The sequence below is a fragment of the Stenotrophomonas sp. STK16_22 genome (assembly GCF_051984505.1).
GTDB classification, from domain to species: Bacteria; Pseudomonadota; Gammaproteobacteria; order Xanthomonadales; family Xanthomonadaceae; genus Stenotrophomonas; species Stenotrophomonas maltophilia_A.
The window spans coordinates 2,633,091-2,654,795 of sequence record NZ_CP196972.1 but is presented as its reverse complement, the minus strand read 5'-3'; the positions used below and the strand labels follow the sequence as shown (position 1 = coordinate 2,654,795).

Sequence of the window (21,705 nt, the reverse complement as noted above, 5' to 3'; positions counted from 1 at the left end):
GGGGAATGACATGAAACAGCATCGCATCGCCCGCACCGGCCAGATGGCCGCAGTGCTGGGCCTGGTCCTGGGAATGGGCCTGCTGGCCGCCTGCCGCAGCCATGCGCCGGCCGCCGAGGGTCCTGCCGAAACCACCGCCGTGCAGTTCCCGGAGGCCTCGAAGGCCTCGTTGAAGGAAGGCATCTATCCCGACGTCGCCGACCTGCGCCGTTTCGCGCCGGGCATGAGCAAGCGCCAGCTGTACACGCTGCTGGGCACGCCGCATTTCAATGAAGGCATGTGGGGCGTGCGCGAGTGGAACTACCTGTTCAACTTCCGCACCGCACAGGGGGCCGAATACTTCACCTGCCAGTTCCAGGTCCGCTTCGACAGCAAGGGCATTGCCCAGGGCGGCTACTGGAAGCCTGAATCATGTGCGGCGGTGCTGGACCCGCCGCGGCCGCCGGCCCCGCCTGCACCGGCGCCGTTGCCGGAGCAGCCGTTGCGCCTGTCCGCCGATGCGCTGTTCGGTTTCGACAGCGCGGTGCTCAGTGCCGAAGGCCAGCAGGCCGTGCAGGGCGTACTGGCGCAGGTGCGCGAGGCCAGTCAGGTGCAGTCAATCCGGGTGACCGGGTATACCGACCGTATCGGCAGTGCCAGCTACAACCAGGCACTGTCGCAGCGACGTGCCGAGGCCGTGCGCAGCGCGCTTGTGCAGGGCGGCGTGCCTGCAGCCAGCATCAGTGCCGAAGGACGCGGCGCGGCCGAGCCGATCGTGCAGTGCGAGCAGCGCAACCGTCGCGAGCTGATCGCCTGCCTGGCGCCGAACCGGCGCGTGCAGATCGCGGGTGTGGCGCAGCCACGCTGAGAATCCTGCGCCGGGGCAAGTCCCCGGCATCCCGAGTCCCCCCTGACCGCCGGCAGGACGTGGCCACGTCTCCCCCGTTGTCCACGCCTGCCGGCGGCTCAGGTTTTCCATGGTGCACGCGATGAACGCCCAATTCCTGCCTCTTTCCATGAAGACGGAAACCACACTGAGTGTGTACGGCCAGCTCGGCAATCATGCGGTGGTGCGCATTCCCGGGCGGCGACTGCCGGGATTGATCCTGCAGGCAGACACCGTGGCCGGCTTCCTGGCCCAGCTGCAGGAAGCCCAGGCCTGCCTGCGCAGTGGGCGCGCGCAGCGCACCGACGCCGAGCTGGACATGCTGATCGACGTGCTCCAGCAGTGGTATGCGCTGATCGAGTCGCGCCTGGCCGACGCTGGCGAGGCGCTGTAGAAGAAAAAGGGGACGGAGGGGATTAAGTCGTTCTGAAAAAGGGGACGGAGGGGATTAAGTCGTTCTTGCCCCGGCAGTGCCGGAAACGACTTAATCCCCTCCGTCCCCTTTTTTGTATCAGGCGCGGGCGCGGACCAGCCAGCACGCCGCATCCACGCGTACCCGGTTGCCCTCGATGAACGGGGTGAATGCCGCCACAGCCTTGTTCCGGAGCGAGGTGGCGCGGTCTTCGGGCAGATTGCGCAGCGCCAGTCCCAGCGGGCCAAGTTGGCCGACATAGGTTGGCAGCTCGTCGCGGGCGATCGAACAGGGCAGGTCGACCGCAACCACTTCGACGTCCTTCCAGCCGGCGGCCTGCAACAGGCGCTGCACGCGCTTGCCATCGGCAAAGGCGAACTGGCCCGGTGCGCCAGGCGCACGGGGTGGTAGCTCGAGTTCATCACCAATGGCGCGTTCGGCCGTGGTCATGAACGGGTTCTCGTCGGCACTGCGCCAGGCGATGAAACGCAGGCCGGCGCCTGGCGTTGCAGCACGATGCAGGTTGGCGAAGGCCGCGCCGGTATCCTCGAAGAACATCACACCCAGCCGCGACTGGATCCAGTCGAAGTGCGCGGAGGGCAGCGGATGCTGCTGCGCATCGGCCACGATGAAGTCCGCGTTCAGTCCTGCCGCCTCGGCGCGCTGACGGGCCAGTGCCAGCATCGGCTCGGAGATGTCCAGGCCGGTGCTGTGTGTCGCCGGGCGAGCGGCGGCTGATGCCAGCAGGCTCGCGCCGGTGCCACAGCCGATATCGAGCAGTTGCGTGACGGTTTGCGGGAGCTCGGCCACCAGCAGGTCGGCCATGGGCTGGAACAGGCCGTCGAGGATGGCCTGCTGGGCGACCCAGATCTGGCCGCCTGGGCCATTCCAGAGCGCATTCTGATCAACGGTGGATGTACTGGCCATGGCCTTGTCCTGCCGGGAAGTTGCCCATAGGTTGATGCTTGAAGGCGACTTGAGGTCAAGCCCATGCGTGAACTGGATATCGGCGAGGTGGTGAAGCGCAGTGGCGTGCCGGCCTCGACCCTGCGTTACTACGAGCAGCTCGGGTTGCTGCAGTCGCTGGGCCGTCGCGGCCTGCGCCGGCAGTACGACGATCAGGTGCTGGAGCGCCTGGCGTTGATCGGCCTTGGCCAGTCGGCCGGGTTGTCGCTGCAGCAGATCGGGTTGTCGCTGCCGCCTCAGCACGGATGCATTACGCTGGATCGCGAAGCCCTGCTGGCACAGGCCGATGTGCTGCAGCAGCAGATCTCCCAGCTGCAGCGGGTGCGCCGTCATCTACAGCGCGCGGCGGCCTGCCCGGAAGCACAGGACGCGCGCCAGTGCGGTTCGTTCCGCAAGTTGTTGAGGGCCCAGCAGCGCCTGGCGGGTGGGTGAGAGAAGCGCATACACGCATGGCGTGGATCTACTGCACCACAACCTCGGTAGATCCACGCCATGCGTGGATGAATCAATCGCGGGTACTGACTTCCCAGGTGGCATGCAGCACGCCCGGCACGTGCTCCATCCGCTCCAGCACAACGTCCAGCTCATCGGCACTGACGGCGGTACTGACCAGCACCGCGATCACATCGGTGGGCGCGTCGGCATGCTCGACCACCTGCACATCACCGACCGGATACTGCGCCGCTTCCAGCGCATCGACCAGGCGTTCGCGTACACGTGGCACCGCTTCGGCATCCACACTCAGGCGCACCTCGTAGGTGGCCTCGGTGGCCGTCTCGTTGATCGGGATGCGGTTGATCGCATTCACCAGCGGCCGCAGCAGGGTGTTGCCGGCGATGATCAAGACCGTCAGCAGCACGCCTTCGGCCAACATGTCCGCGCCGGTGCAGCTACCGACCGCCGCCGAGCACCACAACGTGGCGGCGGTGTTCAGCCCGCGCACGTTCATGCCTTCCTTCATGATCACGCCGGCGCCGAGGAAGCCGACGCCGGAGACCACGTAGGAGATCACCCGCACCGCCTCGGCGCTGCCGGCGATGCGCATGCCCAGGTCGACGAAGGCAGCGGCGCCGACCGCCACCAGCACGTTGGTGCGCAGGCCGGCGGTGCGTTGCCGGTACTGGCGCTCGGCGCCGATCAGCGTGCCCAGCACGAAAGCGGCCAGCAGGCTGACCACGGTGTCGGCGAAGGGGCCGGCCTGGAAGGTTTCAATGAAGCGCATGGCCGGAGTCTACCCGGTCGAGGTGACAGTAGATCCACGCCATGCGTGGATTTCGAGGCGGCCAGAAACGACTTAATCCCCTCCGTCCCCTTTTTGCGGGGTCAGTCGGTGTCCTCGACGCGCTCGCCCATCAGTTCGCGCTGGCGCTTGTCCAGTTCCTCGGCGTAGCGCTTGCGTACGAAGGCTTCGGAGACCACGCCCAGCACCTGGCCGTCGGCAGCGACCACGGCCAGTTCGTCGGCCTGGGTGTGGTCGAAGCGCTGCATCACGGTGACCACGTCCGCGCTCGGCAACAGTGACACGTCGCGGTTTTCCGCCAGTTCGCCGATCATGGTTTCGGGCTTCACGCCGTCGCCGTACACGCGCGGAATCTGCACGATCCCGGCGTAATGGCCTTCGCTGTCGATCAGGATCACGCGGCTGCCCGAGCCCAGCGGGAAGCGCTGGCGGAAGGCGGCGGCATCGAGGTCGGCCGGGGCGGTGGCCACGCCCTTGCGCATCAACCGGCCGGCGTTGAGGTTCTGCACCCAGCCGACGTCGCGGGCGCTCTTGATGGTCTCGCCGCGCAGGTGCATGCGCCAGGTCGAGAACGAGTAGCCGAACCACTGCCGCACGAGCGTGCTGGAGACCAGCACCGCGCTCATCACCACGCTGGTCAGCAGGAAGTCGTGCGTGCCTTCCAGCACCAGCATGGCCATGGTCATCGGTGCGCCGACCACGGCGGCGGCCAGTGCGGCCATGCCGGCCAGTGCGGCCGAAGTTGCATCAATCACCGGCACGCCGGTGGCCATCGCCAGCAGGCCGGCGAACAACGCGCCGACCAGGGTGCCCATGAACAGCGAGGCGAAGAACAGGCCGCCACGGAAGCCGAAGCCCAGCGAGATGCCGGAGGCCAGGCACTTCAGGGTCAGCAGGCCGCCGATCCAGATCAGTGGCAGATGCGTGGTCAGGTCCAGGTGCAGCGCGCCATGGCCGGACGACAGCACCTGTGGGCTGGCCAGGGCCAGCGGAATCAGCAGCAGGCCGCCCACCACCGGCCGTCCCCACAGCGGCAACGGACTGCGCTTGACCGTGCCTTCGATCGAGGCAATCAGCCGCATCACCGCGATGCCGACCATCGCGCAGCAGCAGCCGAGCAGACCGTAGATGGCGTAGTCGGCGGCGCGGACATCAATCGTCGAGGCCGCCGGCAGCAGGTAGGCCTCGATGCCGGCCTGGTCGGCCACGAACGCGCCGGCCAGCGCGGCGACCGCGACCGGGGCGAGTGCGGCCGGGGTATAGGCGCCGATGACGATCTCGAAGGCGTAGAACGCACCGGCCAAGGGTGCACCGAAGGCGGCGGCGATGGCACCGGCGGCACCGGCGCCGACCAGGATGCGCACATCGTTGCGACGCAGGCGCATCACCCGGCCCAGCTGCGAGCCGCTGCCGGCGCCCATCTGGGTATAGGAGGCCTCCAGGCCGACCGAAGCGCCGCAGCCATTGGAAACCAGGGTCTGGGTCAGCACGATCAGGTTGTCGCGCATCGACATGCGGCCGCCATGCAGGGCGTTGGCTTCCACCGCATCCAGCAGGGGCCGCTTGAGCCGGGTCGCGGCCAGGCTGACCAGCCCGACCAGCAGGCCACCGAGCGGCAGTACCAGCAGCGCAGTCCAGGTCAGCGAGGGCAGGGAGCTCAGGCGCATGCCTTCGTCCAGCCCGTACAGGGTGCCCTGCAGCCAGCGTGCGATGCCGGATTGCAGCAGGGTCAGGTAGCCGGCGATCAGGCCGACCAGCAGGGCAAGCGCAATGAACCACAAGTCACTGCCACGCAGGCGCAGGCGCAGGCCCTGGAAGGCAGCATGCAGGCGCGATGGCGAAACAGGCAGTGACATGGTGGCGGCATGATACGCCGCCACCGTGATCGCCGCCGTCACTGCATCGGGTGGTTACCGGCTTAGAAGCGGTAGCGGCCCTGCACGTAGAAGGTGCGCGGCGCAGCCACCATGCGGCCGGCGTTGCCATCGACGTTGCGGGTGTACCAGCGCTTGTCGGCCAGGTTGTTGACGCCCAGCGCGATCTCGCTGTCACCCAGTCCCGGCACCTGCCAGGCCACCTGGGCATTCCACAGGCGCACGCCGGGCACGCGGCCCACGCGCGCATCGGCGCTCTCGGCCCAGGTGTTGGCCGCATCGGAGAACTGGCCGCTCTGGTGGGTGCTGGAGACATTGAAGGTCCAGCCGGCCAGTGCATAGCGTGCGCCGACGCTGTCGGTGTCGCGCGAGTAGAACGGCACGTCCAGGCCACGGTTGTCGCCGGACTGCTGGATCGCCTTGGTCCAGGTGTAGTTGGCGTACAGCTCCAGACCGGCCAGTGCGCTGTCTTCGGCGAAGCGGTACTCCAGCGCGCTTTCCACGCCCTTGTGGTCGGTGGCGCCGATGTTCTGGAAGGTTGGCGGGGTGATGCCCGGCACCTGCAGGATCTGGTTGTCGAAGCGCATCTTGAACACGGTCACTTCCGCGCGCAGTGCACCGTCCTGCCAGCGCGCACCGAGTTCGGTGGTCTTGGCGATTTCCGGATTCAGCGGGTTGCTGGCGGTCTGTGAGTTCAGCTGGATGTTCTGCACCGGCCCGAACGAGGTGGTGTAGTTGCCGAACACGGTCAGCTGCGGAGTCAGCAGGTAGGCGACGTTGATCGAGGGCAGCGCCTTGTCGTTGCGGCTGCTGAAGGTCGCCGCGCCACCCGCCTGGCGGCGGTCCATGTCGATCCACTCCATGCGCACGCCCGGGGTGATGCGCCACTGGCCGATCGCGATGCGGTCGTCGATGTAGAAGGAGTGGGCATCGGTGGCGTTGTCGAAGCGGGTGGTTGCACTGGCCGCGCCGGTGCGGCGGGTGACGGTGTAGCTGCGGTCGTTGCCACGCTCGCGCAGGAAGCGGTAGCCGGCGGTGATGTCGTGCACGCTGGCGCCCCAGTGCAGGCGCTGGGTGTAGCGCGGCTCGATGCCGAGCACGCGGTAGTCGCGCGGCTGCACGGTCAGCTGGGTATTGGCGGCGTTGATCAGCGAGCTGGCACGGCTGCTTTCGTTGTAATAGGCCAGCAGCTCGAACTCGCTGTTGGCCGACAGGGTGTTGGTGTAGCCCAGGTCGATGCCGGTGCGGTGGCCCTTCCAGAAGTCGGTGGGGCGGGTGTTCAGGAACGGGTCGGCCTCGTACTGGGCGCGGGTCAGGCCGCCCGGGGTCAGCGAGCGCACATCGTAGTAGGACAACTTGGCACGCAGTTCCTGCTGTTCGTCGATGGCATAGGCAAACTTCAGCGCCAGGTCGTTGAAGCGGTCATCGCTGCCCTGGCGCCAGCCGCGGCCGTCCTGGCCGGAGTACAGCAGGGCCGCGCCCAGGCCGTTGTCGCCGGTGCCGCCGAGGAAAGCGTTGTACTGGGTGCTGTCTCCGCCGCCATGGTCGTAGGCGGTGTAGCGCACGCCGGCCTCACCGTGCAGGCCGGCACCGGTGGGAATGGCGCGGGTACTGAAGTTGATGATGCCGCCCACGTTCTGCGGCCCGTAACGCACCGCGCCGCCGCCACGCACCACATCGATCGATTCGATGTTGGACAGGCTGGTCGGTGCGAACGACAGCTGCGGCTGGCCATACGGCGCCACCGCCAGCGGTACGCCGTCCAGCAGTACGGTCGAGCGCGGCGAGTAGCGCCCGGTCAGGCCGCGCACGCCGATGTTCAGCGAGACCGAACTGCCGGCGGTGCCGGAGTTGTCGGTGACCTGCACGCCGGGGATGCGGCGCATGGCATCGCCGATGCTGGCCGCGCCGCTGGCTTCGATGCGCTGACGGTCCACCACGGTGCGCGCGCCAGCGAAGCTCTTCACGCTGTCGTGCAGGCCGGTGCCCAGCCAGCTGCCGGAGACCTGGATGCTGTCCAGCGTGGTGGCGCCGTCCTGGGCGAAGGCGCTGACAGCCGGGAGCAGACACAGGGCGAGGGCGGCGGCCAGTGGCAGGCGGGCCGTTTGCGGGGCGTGGATGGGCATCGATGCAGGTCGTGGAAGGGCGTAAATGAGAATTATTGCTGATTCCATTCGCCAATGGAATGCGTCTCCGGTTCATGCTGATGGGCCGGTGGTAAAGTGGGTGATTGCTTCCTGACTCGCTGAGATCTGCCATGTCCCAAGCCGCTTTCTACCCCGTCGGAACCCCTGGCCAGCCGTGGGGAGCGGCGGAACGGGAGGCGTGGCGTGGCCGCCAGCAGCGCCTGCGTCGCTACGACGAGGAGGTGCTGCCGCGCATCGAAGCCCTGGCATCGCGCTTCGACAAGGTGGCCTATGGCCAGCTCGATTACGCTGGCGAGACCTACACCCTGTACGCCCTGCGCAGCCGCGACTGGAACCCGGCGCTGCCGGCCGCGCTGGTCACCGGTGGCGTGCATGGCTACGAGACCAGCGGCGTGATGGGCGCGCTGGAGTTTCTCGAAAAGCACGCCGCCGATTACGCCGGCAAGGCCAACCTGTTGGTGGCACCGTGCGTGAATCCTTGGGGCTTCGAGCGCATCAACCGCTGGAATTTCGATGCGATCGACCCGAACCGCAACTTCCGCGCCGACGGCCCGGCCCGCGAGTCGACCGCGCTGATCGAACTGATCGCACCGATCAAGGGCCAGTTCGTGCTGCACATCGACCTGCACGAAACCACCGACAGCGACGAGAGCGAGTTCCGCCCGGCGCTGGCCGCGCGTGACGGCAAGCCGTTCGAGCCGGGCCTGATTCCAGATGGTTTCTACCTGGTGGACGACAGCGAGGCCCCGCAGGCGGCGTTCCAGCAGGCGGTGATCGCCGCGGTGGAGAAGGTCACCCACATCGCGCCGGCCGACGAGAAGGGCGAGATCATCGGTTCGCCGGTGGTGGCGCATGGCGTGATCGAGTACCCGCTGGTGAAGCTGGGCCTGTGCGCCGGCATTAGCGGGGCGAAGTACACCACCACCACCGAGGTCTACCCGGACAGCCCGCGTGCGACCCCACAGCAGTGCAACGACGCACAGGTGGCGGCGGTGTGCTCGGCGCTGGATTACGCGCTGGCCCATCGCTGATCGGTAGTGCCGGCCGCTGGCCGGCAATCGAAAAAGGGGACGGAGGGGATTAAGTCGTTTGTGCCACAAACGACTTAATCCCCTCCGTCCCCTTTTCACCCTAGCGCGTCGGCCCACCAGAGTGCGGCTGGGCCCGGTGGCGTGTCGCGGCGCCACAGCAGGTCGCTGTGGATGCGCCGTGGCCAGCCGGGCAGCAGCAGTTCCACCAGCCGCCCGCGGTCGTAGCGCTGTACCAGTGCGCGCGGTAGCTCGGCCCAGCCGAGGCCGTCCTCGGCCATCTCCATCACCATCAGGTAATCGGTTGCGGTCCAGGCCAGGCCGGTGACCACGCGGGATTGATCGACTTCCGCGCTCAGGCGCACCTGTCTATGCCGCGCCAGCTGTGCGGCGGCGCGACGGCCAGCGCTGGCCAGCGGATGCTCGCGCGCCACATACACCGACAGTTCGCTGTGGTGCGCCAGCGGACGTGCCACCAGTCCGTCCGGATAGTGCTCCTGCCGTGGCAGCAGACCCAGCGCGGCGCGTCCGTTGCTCACCAGTTCCAGCACGTCCTCGCCCTCGGCATCCAGCCATTCCAGCTCGATCTCCGGGAACGCCTCGGCGAAGCGTTGCAGCACCCGTTGTTCCGGGTCCAGTTGGTAGACGTCGGAGAACGCGACGGTCAAGCGCGGCTCGACCGGTGCGGCCAGGCGCACGCTCAACCGCTGCAGGCGGGCATCGGCAGCCAGAATTTCCTGCGCGTGCCCAAGTACCTGGCGCCCGGCTTCGGTCAGCTGCGGGTAGCGCCCGCTGCGGTCGAACAGGCTCACGCCCAGGTCGGCTTCCAGGTGGGCGATGGCGGTGCTGACCGTCGATTGGGTCTTGCGCAGGCGTCGCGCCGCCGCCGAGAACGAGCCCAGCGCCGCGGCTTCCACGAAGGCCTGCAGGGATTCAGGGGAGTAGGGCATTGATCCATCGCTCCTGTCGATGGAATCCATTTTGATACCACCGTAAAAGGCGATGATACTTGCTTCCGTCGCCCCCGTCTGCGGGGCGTTCCGGACCCTCCACGCTCGGCGTGGATCCATTGATGAGGCGGCGTGGTCCCCGCCCTGCAAGGAGCTTCACATGTCCCGTACTGTTCCCGCCCGTGGCGCGCTGGTCGCCTGGGCCTGCCTGACCGTGGCGATCGTCGCCGAAGTGGTCGGCACCTCGTTCATGGCCCATGCCGCTCGCGATGGTGGCTGGACCGGTTACCTGATCATGGCCGGCGCGCTGGCGCTGTCCTACTTCTTCCTGGCGCAGTCGGTGCGCCGTATCGCCGTTGGCGTGGCCTATGCGGTCTGGGAGGGCCTCGGCCTGACCCTGCTGACCGTGGTCGGCCTCACCGTCTTTGGTGAAAGCCTGTCGCTGCAGCAGCTGGCCGGCCTGGTGCTGGCGGTGGTCGGCATCGTCTGCGTCACCCTCGGGGAGGCGCACTGATGAATACCCTGGCCCTGTTTTTCGTGATCTGTTCGGCCTTGATCGACGTCGCCGCCAACATGATGGTGGCCAAGTCGGAAGGTTTCCGCCGCTGGCGCTGGGGCGTCGCTGCGATCGTCATGGTCTGGATCGCCTTTGCCCTGCTGGGCCAGGCTGTGCGTTACATGGATCTGGCCACCGCCTATGCGATGTGGGGTGCGATCGGCGTGATCGGTACCGCCACCTGCGGCCGCCTGTTGTTCGGCAACCGCCTGCGCCCGATCGGTTGGGTCGGCATCGGTCTGGTTACTGTTGCGGTGCTGCTGCTGAGTACCGCGAAGTGATGCATCGTTGCGCCAACCAAGGTTGGCGCCTACCAGAACCACGGTTGGCACCTTCCAGAGCGTGAGCGGCCGCAAGCAAGCGCCCCGGGGATGATCTCCCCGGGGCGTTGCTGCTTCTGCAGCACTCAGAAGCGTGCGGTGAAGTTCAGCCGCGTGGTGCGCCCCGGGCCCGGCATCAGGCTCATCGCCAGCGTGTCCATGTAGTAGGTGTTGCGCAGGTTGCTGACCACCAGCTCCACTTCGCTGCGCGGCGTGAACTGCCAGCGCGCATAGAAGTCATAGATCGCGGTCGGCAGGTAGATGTTCTGCAGGCCGGTCGAGCCGGTGGTGTTCCAGGGCTTGTCCAGTTCGTGGGTGGGGCCGCTGTTGTAGGTGCGGCGGATGCCGGTATCCAGCCGCTTGTCGAACAGGCGGAAGCCCAGCGTGCTGTGAATCGAGTACTTCGGTGGGTTCTGCGCGTTGACGAACGAGGTGCCGAAGCCGCCGTCCACGCAGTCCGGAGTGGTGTCCAGCTTGCTCCACTTCGCATAGGGGTCTTCGCGCAGGCGCTTGGCGGTGGCCGCATCGCAGGTACGCGCGCGCTGGTAGTAGCTGGCCGACAGGTCCAGGTAGGCGATGCCGGCGTCATAACCGGATTGCAGCTCATAGCCAGACACCGTGTAGTTGTCGACGTTGTCGACGTAGAACGCCCAGTTGCTGGAATCGAAGCGACGGGTGATCGCGTTGTCGATATCGTTCTTGAACCAGGCCACCTTGAACGCCAGGCGGTCACCGTTGCGCCACAGGTCCTGCTTGAGCAGGCTGAAGCCGATGTCCCACGAGCGGTTCTTCTCCGGCTTCAGGTCGGCCACCGGTGCCGAGGTGCTGTTGCCCAGCGTCGACTCGAACAGGCTGGGCATCTTCCAGCCCTGCGCGTACTTCACGTAGAAGAACATGTCCTCGTCGAGGTTGAAGCGTGCTTCGGCATAGGGCGCGAAGCCGTGGCCGGAGCGCCGGATCGCCGGCTTGTAGCCCCAGGCAGTGGGAATCTGCTTGGTATAGAAGCCGTTGGCGCCGCGCGGATCGGGAATGAAGCCGTCGAAATCGTAGGCCTGGCCCAGCGTGCTGTCGCCATAGGGCGTGGCGCGCAGCGAGTCGTAGGTGTAGTTGCCCTGTGCATCCGGGTACCACTCCTTGTACCAGCCCGGCAGCAGCTGGCCGCCCTTGCTCAGGCGCGCGAAGGTGTAGCGCAGGCCGCGCGATTCACTGACGAAGGCCACGCGGTTGCGGTCGCGGGTGCGGTAGTCGGTGAAGCGGCCGCCCGCGGTCAGCGACAGCCAGTCCCACGGCTGCCATTGCAGCGAGGCAACGACGCTGGCCTCGCGGCGCGTGCCCGAGCGCAGGTAGCGGTTGTTGTTGAAATCCACCGGCAGCACCGGTGAGTTGGGCGCGGTGTCCTCGTGCTGGAAGGACGCGCCATAGCGCAGCGTCCAGTCGCCCAGATCATTGCTGAAGCGCGTGGTGTTGCTGCTGTCCACGCCCCAGCGCTGGGTCTTCACGTCCGACTGCAGTCCCGGGCCGTAGGTTTCGCCCAGCGTGTCCGGCATCTGGTCGTTGGGCACGTCCTTGAACAGCGGCGTGTTGGCGATGTTGCTGTTGAACATGCGGCTGGTGGCGGTGGTGAACCACAGCGTGCTGCTCAGGTCCAGCCACGGATGTGCCTCGGGCCGGTAGCGGTGGCGCAGCGAGGTGGCGTTGACCCGCATCTTCCCGGGCTCGAACTGGAACATGGTGTTGGTCTTGTCCACGTAGGTCACCCATTCATTGGACTCACCCACGCGTCCGATCGCCGACGGCATGATCTCGCCGAAGCTGGAGTTGAAGTAGCGGTGGCTCAGCTCCAACCGCTGGTCCGGGTTGGGCGTCCAGGTGAATTTCAGCAATGCCGATTCGTTGTCGGTATGCGTGTTGAGCACCTCATCGCCCGGATGGAAGAGCTTGGATACGGCCTGGCTGGACATGCCGGTACCGCCGCTGGACAGGTGCTGGTTGTCGTAGCGATGCGCGCCGTTGCTGCCGGCGAAGAAGTTGCCCTGGCGGCGCCGCGCATAGGCCGCGACCAGCTGCCAGTCTTCGCCACGCTGGGCGAAGGCCACGCTGCCATTCCAGTCGCGCGGGTCGCGCAGGCTGTTGCGGTTGTCGCTGCCGCGCGCGATCTGCTTGAAGGTGCGGGTGCGGTCGATGCTGTTGTCGGCCACGCCGCCGCGCACGCGCAGGCCCCAGGTCTGGCCATCGTCGAGGATGTCATCGACCTTCAGCGTCTCCATGTAGACCACGCCGCCGATCGCGCTGGCGGCGTTGGCGGCCAGGCTCGGCCCCTTCTCGATGCTGATCGCGCTGATCAGGTCCGGGTCGAGATAACTGCGCTGCTGCACGCCGGCATAGCCGCGGTACACGTCGATGGCCTGCTGGCCGCCGTCGATGATCACCGGCACCCGGTTCTGGCCCTGCAGGCCGCGGATGTTGACGTCCAGCGCACCGCCGTTGCGAACGTCAGCGGTGTGCACGCCCACCGCACCGGCCAGCACGTCGCCGATCGACTGGCCGCGGAAGCGTTCCAGTTGCTGATGGTCCAGGTGCACGCGGGAGCCGCTGTCACGGTAGACCGCATCGGCATCGGCAAGCCCCCACGGTGAAGCGCCTTCGCCGGCCTGGCCAGCCACGCGCAGGGTGCCGATCTGGCGTACCCCGGCTTCAGCGGTAGGTGCCGCCTGCAGCACCACGCCGCTGGCATCACGCTGGAAGGCCAGGCCGGTGCCGGCCAGCAGCTGCGCCAATGCGGCGTCAGTACCGAGCGTGGCCTGCACGCCGCTGCTGTGGCGGCCGCGGGTCAGGCGTGCGTCGGCGGCGATGGACAGGCCCGATTGCTGGCCGAACGCGGTCAGGGCCTGGTCGAGCGGGCCGGGCGCAATCTGCCAGCGGACCGCGGCGGTCTCCTGTGCATGGACCGAGGCCGGCAGCAGGCACGGGGAGGCCATGACCAGGCACAGCGCGATGGCCAGGGGGCGAGGGGAGGGGCAGGGCAGTTTCATGGGGGCGGCAACATCCGCAATGGGTTCCCTTGTAGTGCCCGGTGAGCGCGCAGAAAGGGAACCGCGATTTCAAAGCGGACGCACGACGGTCCACCACGGCCAGCGCTGCTCGACACGGATCGGCAGGGCGCGGGCCAGCAGATGCAGCGCCTGGGTGCTGTCCAGGCGTGGCAGTACTGCCGTGACTTTCAATGCGGCGAGCGCCGGATCACAGCCAAGATAGCCCTGATGGTGGCGGGCCAGCTCATCGATGACGCGGATCAAAGGCGTGTCCTGTACCTGCAGTCGTCCGTCCTGCCAGTCACCGCGCAGAGGATCGGCAGCGACCGTTGTGAGCCCGCCCATCGGGCCGATCCGCACCGCGCCTCCGGCAGCCACATCCAGCGCCGCACCGAACATCGGCAGGCAGCGCACCACGCCCTCGAACACATCCAGCCGGCTGCCCTGCGCCTCACGACCGACCGCGAAGCGGGTGCCGATCGGCTGCAGGCGTGCGCCCGGCACATGCACGGTCAACGGCTGGCCGGCGAACGCAGGGTGATGGCCGGTCTGCAGCAGCAGCTCGCCACGCAGCAGATGCAGGGCGCGGCGGCCGCTGCCGATGTCGATGGTGACTTCGCTGTCCGCGTTGAGCCACAACTGGCTGCCATCAATCAGCCTCCAGTGCCCGGTGCGCCCGGCAACGGTGCGCTGCGTCTGCAGGCCGCGTTGCGCCTGCAGGCCATGCAGGCCCAGCAGTGAAACCGCGCCGATGCCAAGTGCACCACCGAGGCTGCGCAGAGCCTGCCGGCGACGACGGCCTGCGGCATCCAGCGCGGTGGCGGCGGCCGGCGCCGACAGGGGCGCAAAGGACTGCCAGACCGACTCGACCCGACGCCACGCATCGGCGTGGCCGGCATCAGCCTGCAGCCATGCGCGCCAGCGGTACTGCTCGTCATCAGTCCAGCCCTGCTCGCGCAGCGCGAACCACTCTGCCGCCTGCTCCAGGGCCGGGCCAGCCAATGCCGCACTCATGCCGCCGCGTCGCCGGACAGGCGCAGGCAATGCAGCATCGCCTGCGCCATGTACTTCTTGACCATGCGCTCGGACACGCCCAGTTGTTGGCCGATCTCCGCATAGCCCAGGCCAGATAGTCGTGCCAGCAGGAACGCACGGCGTGGCCGCTCGGCCAGGCCGGACAGCATGTCGGCGATGGCATGCAGCAGCTGCAACGCCTGCGTGCGTTCTTCCGCCGATGGATGCACCGGCTCCGGCTGCGCGGCCAAGGCCGTCAGGTAGGCGCGCTCCAGATCCGCGCGCTGCCAGTGGTTGACCAGCAGGGCGTGCGCGATGGTGCTGAGGTAAGCGCGCGGCAGGCGCAGTTCGGACGGATCGACGCGACGGCTGAGCAGGCGCAGGAAGGTGTCCTGGGTCAGGTCGGCAGCGCAGTCGGCGTTGTGGGTGCGGCGGCGCAGCCAGCCCAGCAGCCAGCCATGGTGTTCGCGGTAGAACCCCGCCAGCGCGGTGCTGGAGGCGGCGGGCACGGCCATCGGCATCGATCATTAATGAGAATGATTCCCATTATAGGGTGATCGAGCGGTGTACGACAAACCCTGCGCACTTGGCAGCAGGCCGGAGGCGTGCATTTGCGATGCCCGCCGCGCTCGCCGACACTGCGGTCTTTCCACAAGGAGTGCCCGCATGTTCAGTCACATCACCGTCGGAACGAACGATATGGACGTCGCGCATCGCTTCTACGATGCCGTGTTCACCGCATTGGGCGCCCGTCCGGGTGTCTTCGATGACAAGGGGCGGCTGGTGTACTTCAAGGACGGCCGCATGTTCATCGTCACCGCACCGATCGATGGGCAGCCGGCGTGCCATGCCAACGGCGGCACGATTGGTTTCACCCTCGACAGCGCCGAGGCGGTGCGTGGCTGGCAGGATGCGGGCGTAAGCCACGGTGGCACCGCCATCGAAGACCCGGCCGGCATCCGCAACATGGCCGGGCGGCAGCTGTTCCTGGCCTACCTGCGCGACCCGGATGGCAACAAGCTGTGCGCGGTGCATGTGATGTCGTGATTGGACAGTACGCGCGTGGCCGCGATGCACGCGGTCCGCGCGCGGCTGCGCTCGCAGGCACGCTTCGGCGCGCGCGTGATAGCACGGAATGGTGGGCCGGGCCTGTGACCGCAGGCCGCAACTTCATGCTCTGTCCACTGCGGTTCAGCCAGAATCGGTCGGCTAACCCTTTGATCTACCGGAGAACGCCGCCCCATGGAAGTACTGGAGCCGCAACAATCCCCGGTGCGCACCCTCCGACCTGTGTTCGCCTTCGCGGCGATCGTTGTCGTGGCGTTCGCGCTGTTTGTCAGCCTGTTCCCGCTCGGTGCGGGCCGCCTTCTGGTCAAGGCGCAGGACTGGGCCGCACTCAATGTCGGCTGGTACTACCTGCTGGCGATGACCCTCTACCTGGTGTTCGTGGTCGGCGTGGCGCTGTCCAAGTACGGTGGCATCAAGCTCGGTGCCGACCATGACGAGCCGGAGTTCAGCTATCTCTCCTGGGCCGGCATGCTGTTCGCCGCCGGCATCAGCATTACCCTGTTCTTCTTCTGCGTCTCCGAACCGCTGACCCACTACCTGCAGCCGCCGCAGGGCGATCCGGCGGCCGGTGAGGCTGGTGCGCGCCAGGCCATGCAGCTGCTGTTCCTGCACTGGGGCCTGCATGGCTGGGGCGTGTTCGCACTCGCGGCGATGGCGATGGCCTACTTCGCCTACCGCCACAACCTGCCGCTGGCCCTGCGTTCGGCGCTGTACCCGCTGATCGGCAAGCGCATCAATGGCCCGATCGGCTATACCGTGGATGCGCTGGGCATTGTCGCCACCGTGTTCGGCATCGGCGCCGACATGGGCTTCGGCGTGCTGCACCTCAACGCTGGCCTGTCGCACCTGTTCAACATCCCGCACTCCAACCTGGTGCAGATCATCCTGGTGGTCAGCATGATGGGCGCGGCGGTGGCCGTGGCCGTTTCAGGCGTGGAGAAGGGCGTGCGCTGGATGGCCAACATCAACATGCTGCTGGCGATCGCGCTGGTGCTGTTCATGCTGTGCGCCGGCCCCACCCAGTATCTGCTCAGCACGCTGATGCAGAACCTGGGCGACTACCTCGGCAGCGTGGTCGGCAAGAGTTTCGATGTGTACGCCTATGGCGGCCGACCGGAATGGCTGGGCGGCTGGACGGTGTTCTACTGGGCCTGGTGGATCGGCTGGGCGCCGTTCGTCGGCCTGTTCATCGCCCGCATCTCGCGTGGCCGCACCATCCGCGAATTCGTGTTCGGCGTGCTGCTGATCCCGCTCGGCTTCACCCTGGCGTGGCTGTCGATTTTCGGCAACAGTGCACTGGACCAGGTGCTGCACCATGGCCAGCAGCAACTGGCGCAACTGGCGGTGGATGATCCACCCACCGTGCTGTATGCCCTGCTGGATGGGTATCCGTGGAGCAAGGCGGTGATCGCGGTGACGGTGTTCGTCAGTTTCATTTTCTTCGTGACATCGGCGGATTCCGGGGCCGTGGTGTTGTCGACGTTGTCCTCGCATGGCGGGGCGCCGGAGGATGATGGTCCGCGTTGGCTGCGCGTGTTCTGGGGCACGGTGATCGCGGTGCTGACCGCCGGGTTGCTGCTGGCCGGCAGCATCGATGCGCTGAAATCGGCGGTGGTGCTGGCGTCGCTGCCGTTCTCGGCGGTGTTGTTGCTGATGATGTGGGGCCTGACCCGCGCCTTCAGTGACGAATCGCACCGCAAGCGCGCGCTGCAGTACCGTCCCTCGCCGCTGATCGGTGACGACCGCCACCACCAGGGCTGGCGCCAGCGCCTGAGCCAGGCCATGCACTTCCCGGTGCGCGACCAGGTCTACCGCTTCATGGACGACACCGTGAAGCCAGCGATGGAGGCGGTGGCCGAACAGCTGCGCGGGCAGGGCTGGGACGTGGCGACGCGCTTCGAGGCTGGCGACATGGAGTTGACGGTGAATCACGGCGAGCAGCAGGACTTCCTGTACCGGGTGATCCTGAGCGGCTACCTGACCCCGTCGTTCGCCGCGCAGCAGCTGCGCAACCAGCGCTACTACCGCGCTGAAGTGCACCTGTTCGAAGGCAGCCAGGACTACGACCTGGTCGGCTACAGCCGCAAGCAGATCATCAACGACATCATCAGCCAGTACGAACGGCACCTGCAGTTCCTGCACCTGAGCCGCTGATGCACGACCGCCGGGCTGGCCCCGGCGGTCAGTGGTAGTGCCGGCCGCTGGCCGGCAGCACAATTGGGGCGGCGCATCACCGCCGCCCCGATATCGCATCAGAACCGGTAGCGCGCCCCCAGCGAGACGAACTGCCCGCGCAGGTTGTACTGGCTGATGTCGAAACCGTTGGAGCCACCGGCCGGGTCGAACGGCGGGTCCTTGTCGGTCAGGTTCAGCACCGACAGCGACAACGTGGTGTGGGGAATACCTTCGTACGCCACGTACAGGTCCAGCTGGTGATACGGCTTGATGCGGTCACGCAGCCCCGGGTTGCTGGTGGCCGTCGCCACGCGCTGGTCGTAGCCACTCACGTACTGCAGGCTCAGCGTGCTGCTCCAGTCGCCCACCGCCCAGTTCAGCGAGGTGGTGCCGCGGGTGCGCGGCAGTGCGCCGTGGCGGTTGTTGCCGGCCCCGTCATAGGGCGCCTGGCCGGCCACCAGCGGCTGCTTGAAGCTGAGCAGGTGGGTCCAGCTGCCGGCGACGGTGAAGTTGCCCCAACCGTCGGTGCGGAAGGTACGGCTGGCGTCCAGGTCCAGCCCCGAGGTGGTCAGTTCGCCCTGGTTGGCGTACTGGTTGGTGATGAATTGGATGCGTCCGTTCTCGCGTTGTACGCGGCCCGGGAACAGGGTCGGGTTGTCGACGATGAACTGCGCACTGTCCGGCTTGACCAGGTTGTCCTGTTCGATGCGGTACCAGTCCAGGCCGATGCTGGTATCGCCATCCGGCGACCACACCGCACCCACGTTGAAGTTACGCGAGCGCTCGGCCTTCAGGTCCGGGTTGCCGGTGCGGATGTTGGTCACGCCGCGGCTGCCACCCGGTTGCAGTGGGTCGAACGGATCGATCACCGAGCCGTAGCTGACGGTCTGGCCCGGCGCGATCTCCGGCAGCGACGGCGCACGGAAGCCACGCGAGAACGAGCCGCGCAGCAGCAGGCTGTCCAGCGGCTGCCAGCGCAATGCCACCTTCGGCGAGAACGCCTTGCCGAAGTCATCGTAGCGGTCGCCGCGACCGGCCAGCTGCAGTTCCAGCGTGCGGTGCAGCGGGACGCTCAGTTCGGCGTAGGCGGCACTGACCTGGCGCTCGCCGTTGACCACGTTGATGGCCGGGCGCAGCTCGGTACCCGACAGCACCTGTGCGCTGGTGCGCGCATCCAATGATTCCTTGCGGAACTCGGCGCCCCAGGCGAAGCCGACTGCACCGGCCGGCAGCTCCCACAGCGTGGTCGACGCCTTTACGTTCAACGAGTGCAGCTTGTACCAGCCCGGACGCTTGGTCTGCAGGCGCAGTGCATCCAGCGCCCCCGGCGTGCTGGACGGGTTGAGGAAGTTGTAGCTGCCATCGCGCAGGATCTGCTCGAAGGCGTAGCGGTTGACGAAGTTGTCGACGTACTCGCGCTGTGCACTCTGCGAGGTCAGCGCTGCCACTTCCCAGTCCCAGCGCTCGCCACTGCCACGCACCCCGGCCAGGGCACGGTAGAACACCTGGGTGTTGTCCTTCAGGCGCGGGCCGAGATCGTAGAAGGTGTACTCGAACGGCAGCGGCGTGCTGCCCGGGTTGTTCGGGTGGCCGACCGGCAGCACCGCCGGCACATCGATCAGGGTGCCGGTGGCCGGGTTGTAGGCACGCAGGCCCGGCCCGACGGTCAGTGGCGCGCTGAAGATCTGGTCGGCCTTGTTGTGGCTGTACAGCACATCGGCAAACGCTTCGACGCTGTCATTGAAGCGGTAGGTCGCACTCAGCGACGCCTGCAGGCGCTCGGCGCCGGGCTGCAGGGTCTTGAACGGCTGCGCATTGAAGGCGCAGGCCTGGCCGGGCAGGGTGCTGCCGAAGTCGCTGTACGGGCGCAGCTGGCTGCCGTCGGGGCAGTTGGCGAACGGCTGCGGTGCACGGGGGTTGCTCAGCCAGTTGCCACCGGCAGTGGACCAGCCGGCCAGGCGGCCACCGGGCTTGTCGCGGAAGTCACCACTGCGGGTATAGGCGCGGTCATCGCCATCAAGGCGGTCGCGCTTGAGCAGGTCCAGCCCGAACAGCACGTTCCAGCCCTGCTGTTCGAGGTCACCGAAGCCAGCCAGCAGGCTGGCCTTGCGCTCGTTCAGGCCGCCCTGGGTGGCGGTACCGAAGCCGCCGCCGACTTCCACGCCCTGGAAGTTCTTGCGCAGGATGATGTTGATGACACCGGCGATGGCATCGGAACCGTACACCGCCGAAGCGCCGTCCTTCAGCACTTCGATGCGTTCGACCGCGCTGATCGGCAGCGCGTTGAGGTCGACGAAGGTGTCCTGGGTGTTGAGCGCGAAACCGAAGTTGGAGACGCGGTAGCCGTTGACCAGCACCAGCGTGTTCTTCGGAGACAGGCCACGCAGGCCGATCGAGGCCGAGCCGGCGGCGAAACTGCCGGTGTACTGCTCGTCGAAGCTGTTGCCGGCATTGGCCGACAGGTTGCGCAGCACGTCGGTGAGGGTGGAGCGGCCGGTCTGCTCGATCTGTTCGCGGCTGACGATCTGCACCGGATTCGGCCCGGCGGTATCGCTGCGCTTGATGTTGGAGCCGGTCACCAGCACGGCGCCCAAGGTGGTGCTGTCCTTGCCGGTATCGGCGGTTTCAGCGGCGCCGGCAGCGCCGGCGGTGAGGCCCAGCGCGATCGCGCCGGCAAGCAGGTTCAGGGTGGTGCGGTACATGGAAGCGACAACGCCGAACGGGGGAGGAGCCGTCAGTACCGCACGCAGCCACGTGCGCCTTCCAATGACGAAAGCGCATTCAGTTATACATCACAGGTTCTTAACGAAAGTCTGTGGCCTCGGTGGGGCGGTCTGTGCTTCGGTGGGTGCGGACCGTTGGTCCGCACTCCTGCTGCGGGTCAGATCCCTTTCCAACGGAAAGGGATCCGACCCCGGTTGTCCGGCCATCAAGGCCGCAGCAGCACCTTGCCGTTGCGGCCCGAACCCGCACCGGCCTTTGCCGCCTGGGCGATGTCGTCCAGTGCGAAGATCTGCTCCACCGGCAGGGTCAGTTCGCCGCTCGCCGCGCGCTTCAGCAGTTCGCCAACCAGCCGGCGCTTGTCCTCCACCGCCATCGCCTGGCTGACCTTGCTGCCCCAGAAACCCTTCACCGTGGCTTCCTTGTAGATCAGGCCGCCGGCGGGAATGCGCATGGGTTCGCCGCTCATCACACCGAACGACACCAGGGTGCCGTGGTGGCCAAGCAGGTCGACCAGATCGCCGCTGGCGTCGCCGCCAATGGAATCCACCGCGGCCGCGGCCTGTGCTTCGCCGGTCGCCTCACGCACGCGATCCTTCCAGCCGTCCACCGAGGTGTCGAACACATGATCGATGCCCAGCGCCTGCAATTGTGCGACCGCATCGGCATTGCGCACCAGGTTGGCCACATGCACGCCACGCGCCCGCGCCAGCATCGCCAGCGATTTGCCCACCGCGCCGTTGGCAGTGTTCTGCACGACCCACTGGCCCGCCTCGACGTGCAGGAACTCCAGCAGCATCAGCGCGCTCAGCGGCATCGCGATCAACTGTGCGGCCATTTCGTCGGGGATCGCCTCCGGCATCGGAATCACCATGCGTTCCGGTGCGATGAAGGCCTCGGCCCAGGTGCCGTGCACCGATGCGGCGGCCACCCGCTGGCCGATCTGCAGGCCGTCGACGCCGTCGCCGAGTGCATCGACCACGCCCAGTGCTTCACTGCCACCGATCGCCGGCAGCGTTGGCTTGTAGCCATACAGGCCGCGCACGGTCAGCAGGTCGTGGTTGTGGATCGAGGCCAGCACGGTGCGGATGCGCACCTCGCCGGGGCCGGGCTCGGGCAAGGCGGCATCGGCAATGGCAAGGACGTCGGCCGGGTCGCCGAAGGAGGGGTACTGGGCAGCGCGCATGGGCGGTGTTCCGGGGAAAGTTGATGTTGTACCGAACTGGGGACGCAGGCGTTGTCGACAAGGCGCCGCAGGTGCAACACGGCATCCTGCGACTGATCGTCGCGACATGTGTTGATTACCGCATCTTGTGTTGACGGGCTGGAATATCCCC

18 protein-coding genes are annotated in these 21,705 nt (G+C 67.2%); 8 read left to right on the top strand and 10 right to left on the bottom strand.

The genetic code is table 11. From position 1 onward, the window contains the following. The first annotated feature begins 10 nt into the window (after nucleotides 1–10). Both ACSYAO_RS12210 and ACSYAO_RS12205 read left to right on the top strand, forming a co-directional pair. Nucleotides 11–847: an OmpA family protein gene (locus ACSYAO_RS12210; RefSeq protein WP_012511335.1), complete on the top strand. Its 837-nt coding sequence runs from the start codon at nucleotides 11–13 to the stop codon at nucleotides 845–847. A 121-nt stretch (nucleotides 848–968) separates the two neighbouring features. After that, nucleotides 969–1,259, top strand: a complete 291-nt coding sequence (locus tag ACSYAO_RS12205) for a DUF6959 family protein (RefSeq protein ID WP_019659952.1) — start codon at nucleotides 969–971, stop codon at nucleotides 1,257–1,259. Between the two features lie 117 nt (nucleotides 1,260–1,376). On the opposite strand, the gene ACSYAO_RS12200 is transcribed toward ACSYAO_RS12205, so the two are convergent. Then, nucleotides 1,377–2,204, bottom strand: a complete 828-nt coding sequence (locus tag ACSYAO_RS12200) for a class I SAM-dependent methyltransferase (RefSeq protein WP_049460964.1) — start codon at nucleotides 2,202–2,204, stop codon at nucleotides 1,377–1,379. A gap of 63 nt (nucleotides 2,205–2,267) precedes the next feature. On the opposite strand from ACSYAO_RS12200, the gene ACSYAO_RS12195 reads away from it, so the two are divergent. Continuing rightward, a complete protein-coding gene (locus ACSYAO_RS12195) occupies nucleotides 2,268–2,675 on the top strand; it encodes a MerR family transcriptional regulator (protein ID WP_032128067.1) in 408 nt (135 codons plus the stop codon). 73 nt (nucleotides 2,676–2,748) lie between these two features. Here the strand turns inward: ACSYAO_RS12195 and ACSYAO_RS12190 are convergent, their stop codons facing one another. The 3 genes from ACSYAO_RS12190 to ACSYAO_RS12180 all read right to left on the bottom strand — a co-directional run bounded on the left by ACSYAO_RS12190 (nucleotide 2,749) and on the right by ACSYAO_RS12180 (nucleotide 7,483). Further along, nucleotides 2,749–3,465 carry an MgtC/SapB family protein gene (locus tag ACSYAO_RS12190; RefSeq protein WP_149908549.1) on the bottom strand — a complete coding sequence of 239 codons (717 nt, stop codon included), beginning with the start codon at nucleotides 3,463–3,465 and terminating at the stop codon, nucleotides 2,749–2,751. A 101-nt stretch (nucleotides 3,466–3,566) separates the two neighbouring features. Then, complete coding sequence (locus ACSYAO_RS12185; RefSeq protein ID WP_049460970.1) at nucleotides 3,567–5,339, bottom strand: chloride channel protein; 1,773 nt, start codon at nucleotides 5,337–5,339, stop codon at nucleotides 3,567–3,569. Nucleotides 5,340–5,401: 62 nt separating this feature from the next. Next, complete coding sequence (locus ACSYAO_RS12180; RefSeq protein ID WP_049460966.1) at nucleotides 5,402–7,483, bottom strand: TonB-dependent receptor family protein; 2,082 nt, start codon at nucleotides 7,481–7,483, stop codon at nucleotides 5,402–5,404. 131 nt (nucleotides 7,484–7,614) lie between these two features. Here ACSYAO_RS12180 and ACSYAO_RS12175 point away from each other — a divergent pair, with 131 nt between their 5' ends. Beyond that, nucleotides 7,615–8,535, top strand: a complete 921-nt coding sequence (locus ACSYAO_RS12175; protein WP_049460968.1) for a M14 family metallopeptidase — start codon at nucleotides 7,615–7,617, stop codon at nucleotides 8,533–8,535. Between the two features lie 95 nt (nucleotides 8,536–8,630). Here ACSYAO_RS12175 and ACSYAO_RS12170 read toward each other — a convergent pair whose 3' ends face one another. Beyond that, nucleotides 8,631–9,482 carry a LysR family transcriptional regulator gene (locus tag ACSYAO_RS12170; protein WP_049461507.1) on the bottom strand — a complete coding sequence of 284 codons (852 nt, stop codon included), beginning with the start codon at nucleotides 9,480–9,482 and terminating at the stop codon, nucleotides 8,631–8,633. Nucleotides 9,483–9,642: 160 nt separating this feature from the next. Here ACSYAO_RS12170 and ACSYAO_RS12165 point away from each other — a divergent pair, with 160 nt between their 5' ends. Next, a complete protein-coding gene (locus ACSYAO_RS12165; RefSeq protein ID WP_010485170.1) occupies nucleotides 9,643–9,996 on the top strand; it encodes an SMR family transporter in 354 nt (117 codons plus the stop codon). After that, nucleotides 9,996–10,319: a DMT family transporter gene (locus ACSYAO_RS12160; RefSeq protein WP_014037506.1), complete on the top strand. Its 324-nt coding sequence runs from the start codon at nucleotides 9,996–9,998 to the stop codon at nucleotides 10,317–10,319. Before ACSYAO_RS12165 ends, ACSYAO_RS12160 begins: the two co-directional genes overlap by 1 nt. A 125-nt stretch (nucleotides 10,320–10,444) precedes the next feature. Here ACSYAO_RS12160 and ACSYAO_RS12155 read toward each other — a convergent pair whose 3' ends face one another. The 3 genes from ACSYAO_RS12155 to ACSYAO_RS12145 all read right to left on the bottom strand — a co-directional run bounded on the left by ACSYAO_RS12155 (nucleotide 10,445) and on the right by ACSYAO_RS12145 (nucleotide 14,919). Continuing rightward, nucleotides 10,445–13,390 (bottom strand): TonB-dependent receptor, encoded by a 2,946-nt coding sequence (locus ACSYAO_RS12155; RefSeq protein ID WP_149908548.1) that lies wholly within the window; start codon nucleotides 13,388–13,390, stop codon nucleotides 10,445–10,447. A 69-nt stretch (nucleotides 13,391–13,459) separates the two neighbouring features. Further along, nucleotides 13,460–14,404 carry a FecR family protein gene (locus ACSYAO_RS12150; protein WP_049461509.1) on the bottom strand — a complete coding sequence of 315 codons (945 nt, stop codon included), beginning with the start codon at nucleotides 14,402–14,404 and terminating at the stop codon, nucleotides 13,460–13,462. After that, the gene (locus ACSYAO_RS12145) at nucleotides 14,401–14,919 is read right to left on the bottom strand and encodes a sigma-70 family RNA polymerase sigma factor (RefSeq protein WP_005409975.1); all 519 of its coding nucleotides are present in this window, start codon (nucleotides 14,917–14,919) and stop codon (nucleotides 14,401–14,403) included. Before ACSYAO_RS12145 ends, ACSYAO_RS12150 begins: the two co-directional genes overlap by 4 nt. A 151-nt stretch (nucleotides 14,920–15,070) precedes the next feature. Between ACSYAO_RS12145 and ACSYAO_RS12140 the strand changes: the two genes are divergently transcribed. Further along, complete coding sequence (locus ACSYAO_RS12140; RefSeq protein WP_049461510.1) at nucleotides 15,071–15,451, top strand: VOC family protein; 381 nt, start codon at nucleotides 15,071–15,073, stop codon at nucleotides 15,449–15,451. A 195-nt stretch (nucleotides 15,452–15,646) separates the two neighbouring features. Further along, complete coding sequence (betT, locus tag ACSYAO_RS12135; RefSeq protein WP_049400600.1) at nucleotides 15,647–17,626, top strand: choline BCCT transporter BetT; 1,980 nt, start codon at nucleotides 15,647–15,649, stop codon at nucleotides 17,624–17,626. Nucleotides 17,627–17,724: 98 nt separating this feature from the next. Here the strand turns inward: betT and ACSYAO_RS12130 are convergent, their stop codons facing one another. Both ACSYAO_RS12130 and ACSYAO_RS12125 read right to left on the bottom strand, forming a co-directional pair. After that, entirely contained in the window at nucleotides 17,725–20,349 is a 2,625-nt protein-coding gene (locus ACSYAO_RS12130) for a TonB-dependent receptor (protein ID WP_149908547.1), read from the bottom strand. 227 nt (nucleotides 20,350–20,576) lie between these two features. Next, nucleotides 20,577–21,554 carry a zinc-binding dehydrogenase gene (locus ACSYAO_RS12125; protein ID WP_049461512.1) on the bottom strand — a complete coding sequence of 326 codons (978 nt, stop codon included), beginning with the start codon at nucleotides 21,552–21,554 and terminating at the stop codon, nucleotides 20,577–20,579. Nucleotides 21,555–21,705: the final 151 nt, after the last annotated feature.

Coding starts and splice junctions, on each gene's coding strand:
- ACSYAO_RS12210 (WP_012511335.1), top strand. CDS start 11: ATGAAACAGCATCGCATCGCCCGCACCGGCCAGATGGCCGCAGTGCTG.
- ACSYAO_RS12165 (WP_010485170.1), top strand. CDS start 9,643: ATGTCCCGTACTGTTCCCGCCCGTGGCGCGCTGGTCGCCTGGGCCTGC.
- ACSYAO_RS12200 (WP_049460964.1), bottom strand. CDS start 2,204: ATGGCCAGTACATCCACCGTTGATCAGAATGCGCTCTGGAATGGCCCA.
- ACSYAO_RS12160 (WP_014037506.1), top strand. CDS start 9,996: ATGAATACCCTGGCCCTGTTTTTCGTGATCTGTTCGGCCTTGATCGAC.
- ACSYAO_RS12175 (WP_049460968.1), top strand. CDS start 7,615: ATGTCCCAAGCCGCTTTCTACCCCGTCGGAACCCCTGGCCAGCCGTGG.
- ACSYAO_RS12185 (WP_049460970.1), bottom strand. CDS start 5,339: ATGTCACTGCCTGTTTCGCCATCGCGCCTGCATGCTGCCTTCCAGGGC.
- ACSYAO_RS12205 (WP_019659952.1), top strand. CDS start 969: ATGAACGCCCAATTCCTGCCTCTTTCCATGAAGACGGAAACCACACTG.
- ACSYAO_RS12190 (WP_149908549.1), bottom strand. CDS start 3,465: ATGCGCTTCATTGAAACCTTCCAGGCCGGCCCCTTCGCCGACACCGTG.
- betT (WP_049400600.1), top strand. CDS start 15,647: ATGGAAGTACTGGAGCCGCAACAATCCCCGGTGCGCACCCTCCGACCT.
- ACSYAO_RS12140 (WP_049461510.1), top strand. CDS start 15,071: ATGTTCAGTCACATCACCGTCGGAACGAACGATATGGACGTCGCGCAT.
- ACSYAO_RS12125 (WP_049461512.1), bottom strand. CDS start 21,554: ATGCGCGCTGCCCAGTACCCCTCCTTCGGCGACCCGGCCGACGTCCTT.
- ACSYAO_RS12150 (WP_049461509.1), bottom strand. CDS start 14,404: ATGAGTGCGGCATTGGCTGGCCCGGCCCTGGAGCAGGCGGCAGAGTGG.
- ACSYAO_RS12195 (WP_032128067.1), top strand. CDS start 2,268: ATGCGTGAACTGGATATCGGCGAGGTGGTGAAGCGCAGTGGCGTGCCG.
- ACSYAO_RS12155 (WP_149908548.1), bottom strand. CDS start 13,390: ATGAAACTGCCCTGCCCCTCCCCTCGCCCCCTGGCCATCGCGCTGTGC.
- ACSYAO_RS12145 (WP_005409975.1), bottom strand. CDS start 14,919: ATGGCCGTGCCCGCCGCCTCCAGCACCGCGCTGGCGGGGTTCTACCGC.
- ACSYAO_RS12170 (WP_049461507.1), bottom strand. CDS start 9,482: ATGCCCTACTCCCCTGAATCCCTGCAGGCCTTCGTGGAAGCCGCGGCG.
- ACSYAO_RS12180 (WP_049460966.1), bottom strand. CDS start 7,483: ATGCCCATCCACGCCCCGCAAACGGCCCGCCTGCCACTGGCCGCCGCC.
- ACSYAO_RS12130 (WP_149908547.1), bottom strand. CDS start 20,349: ATGTACCGCACCACCCTGAACCTGCTTGCCGGCGCGATCGCGCTGGGC.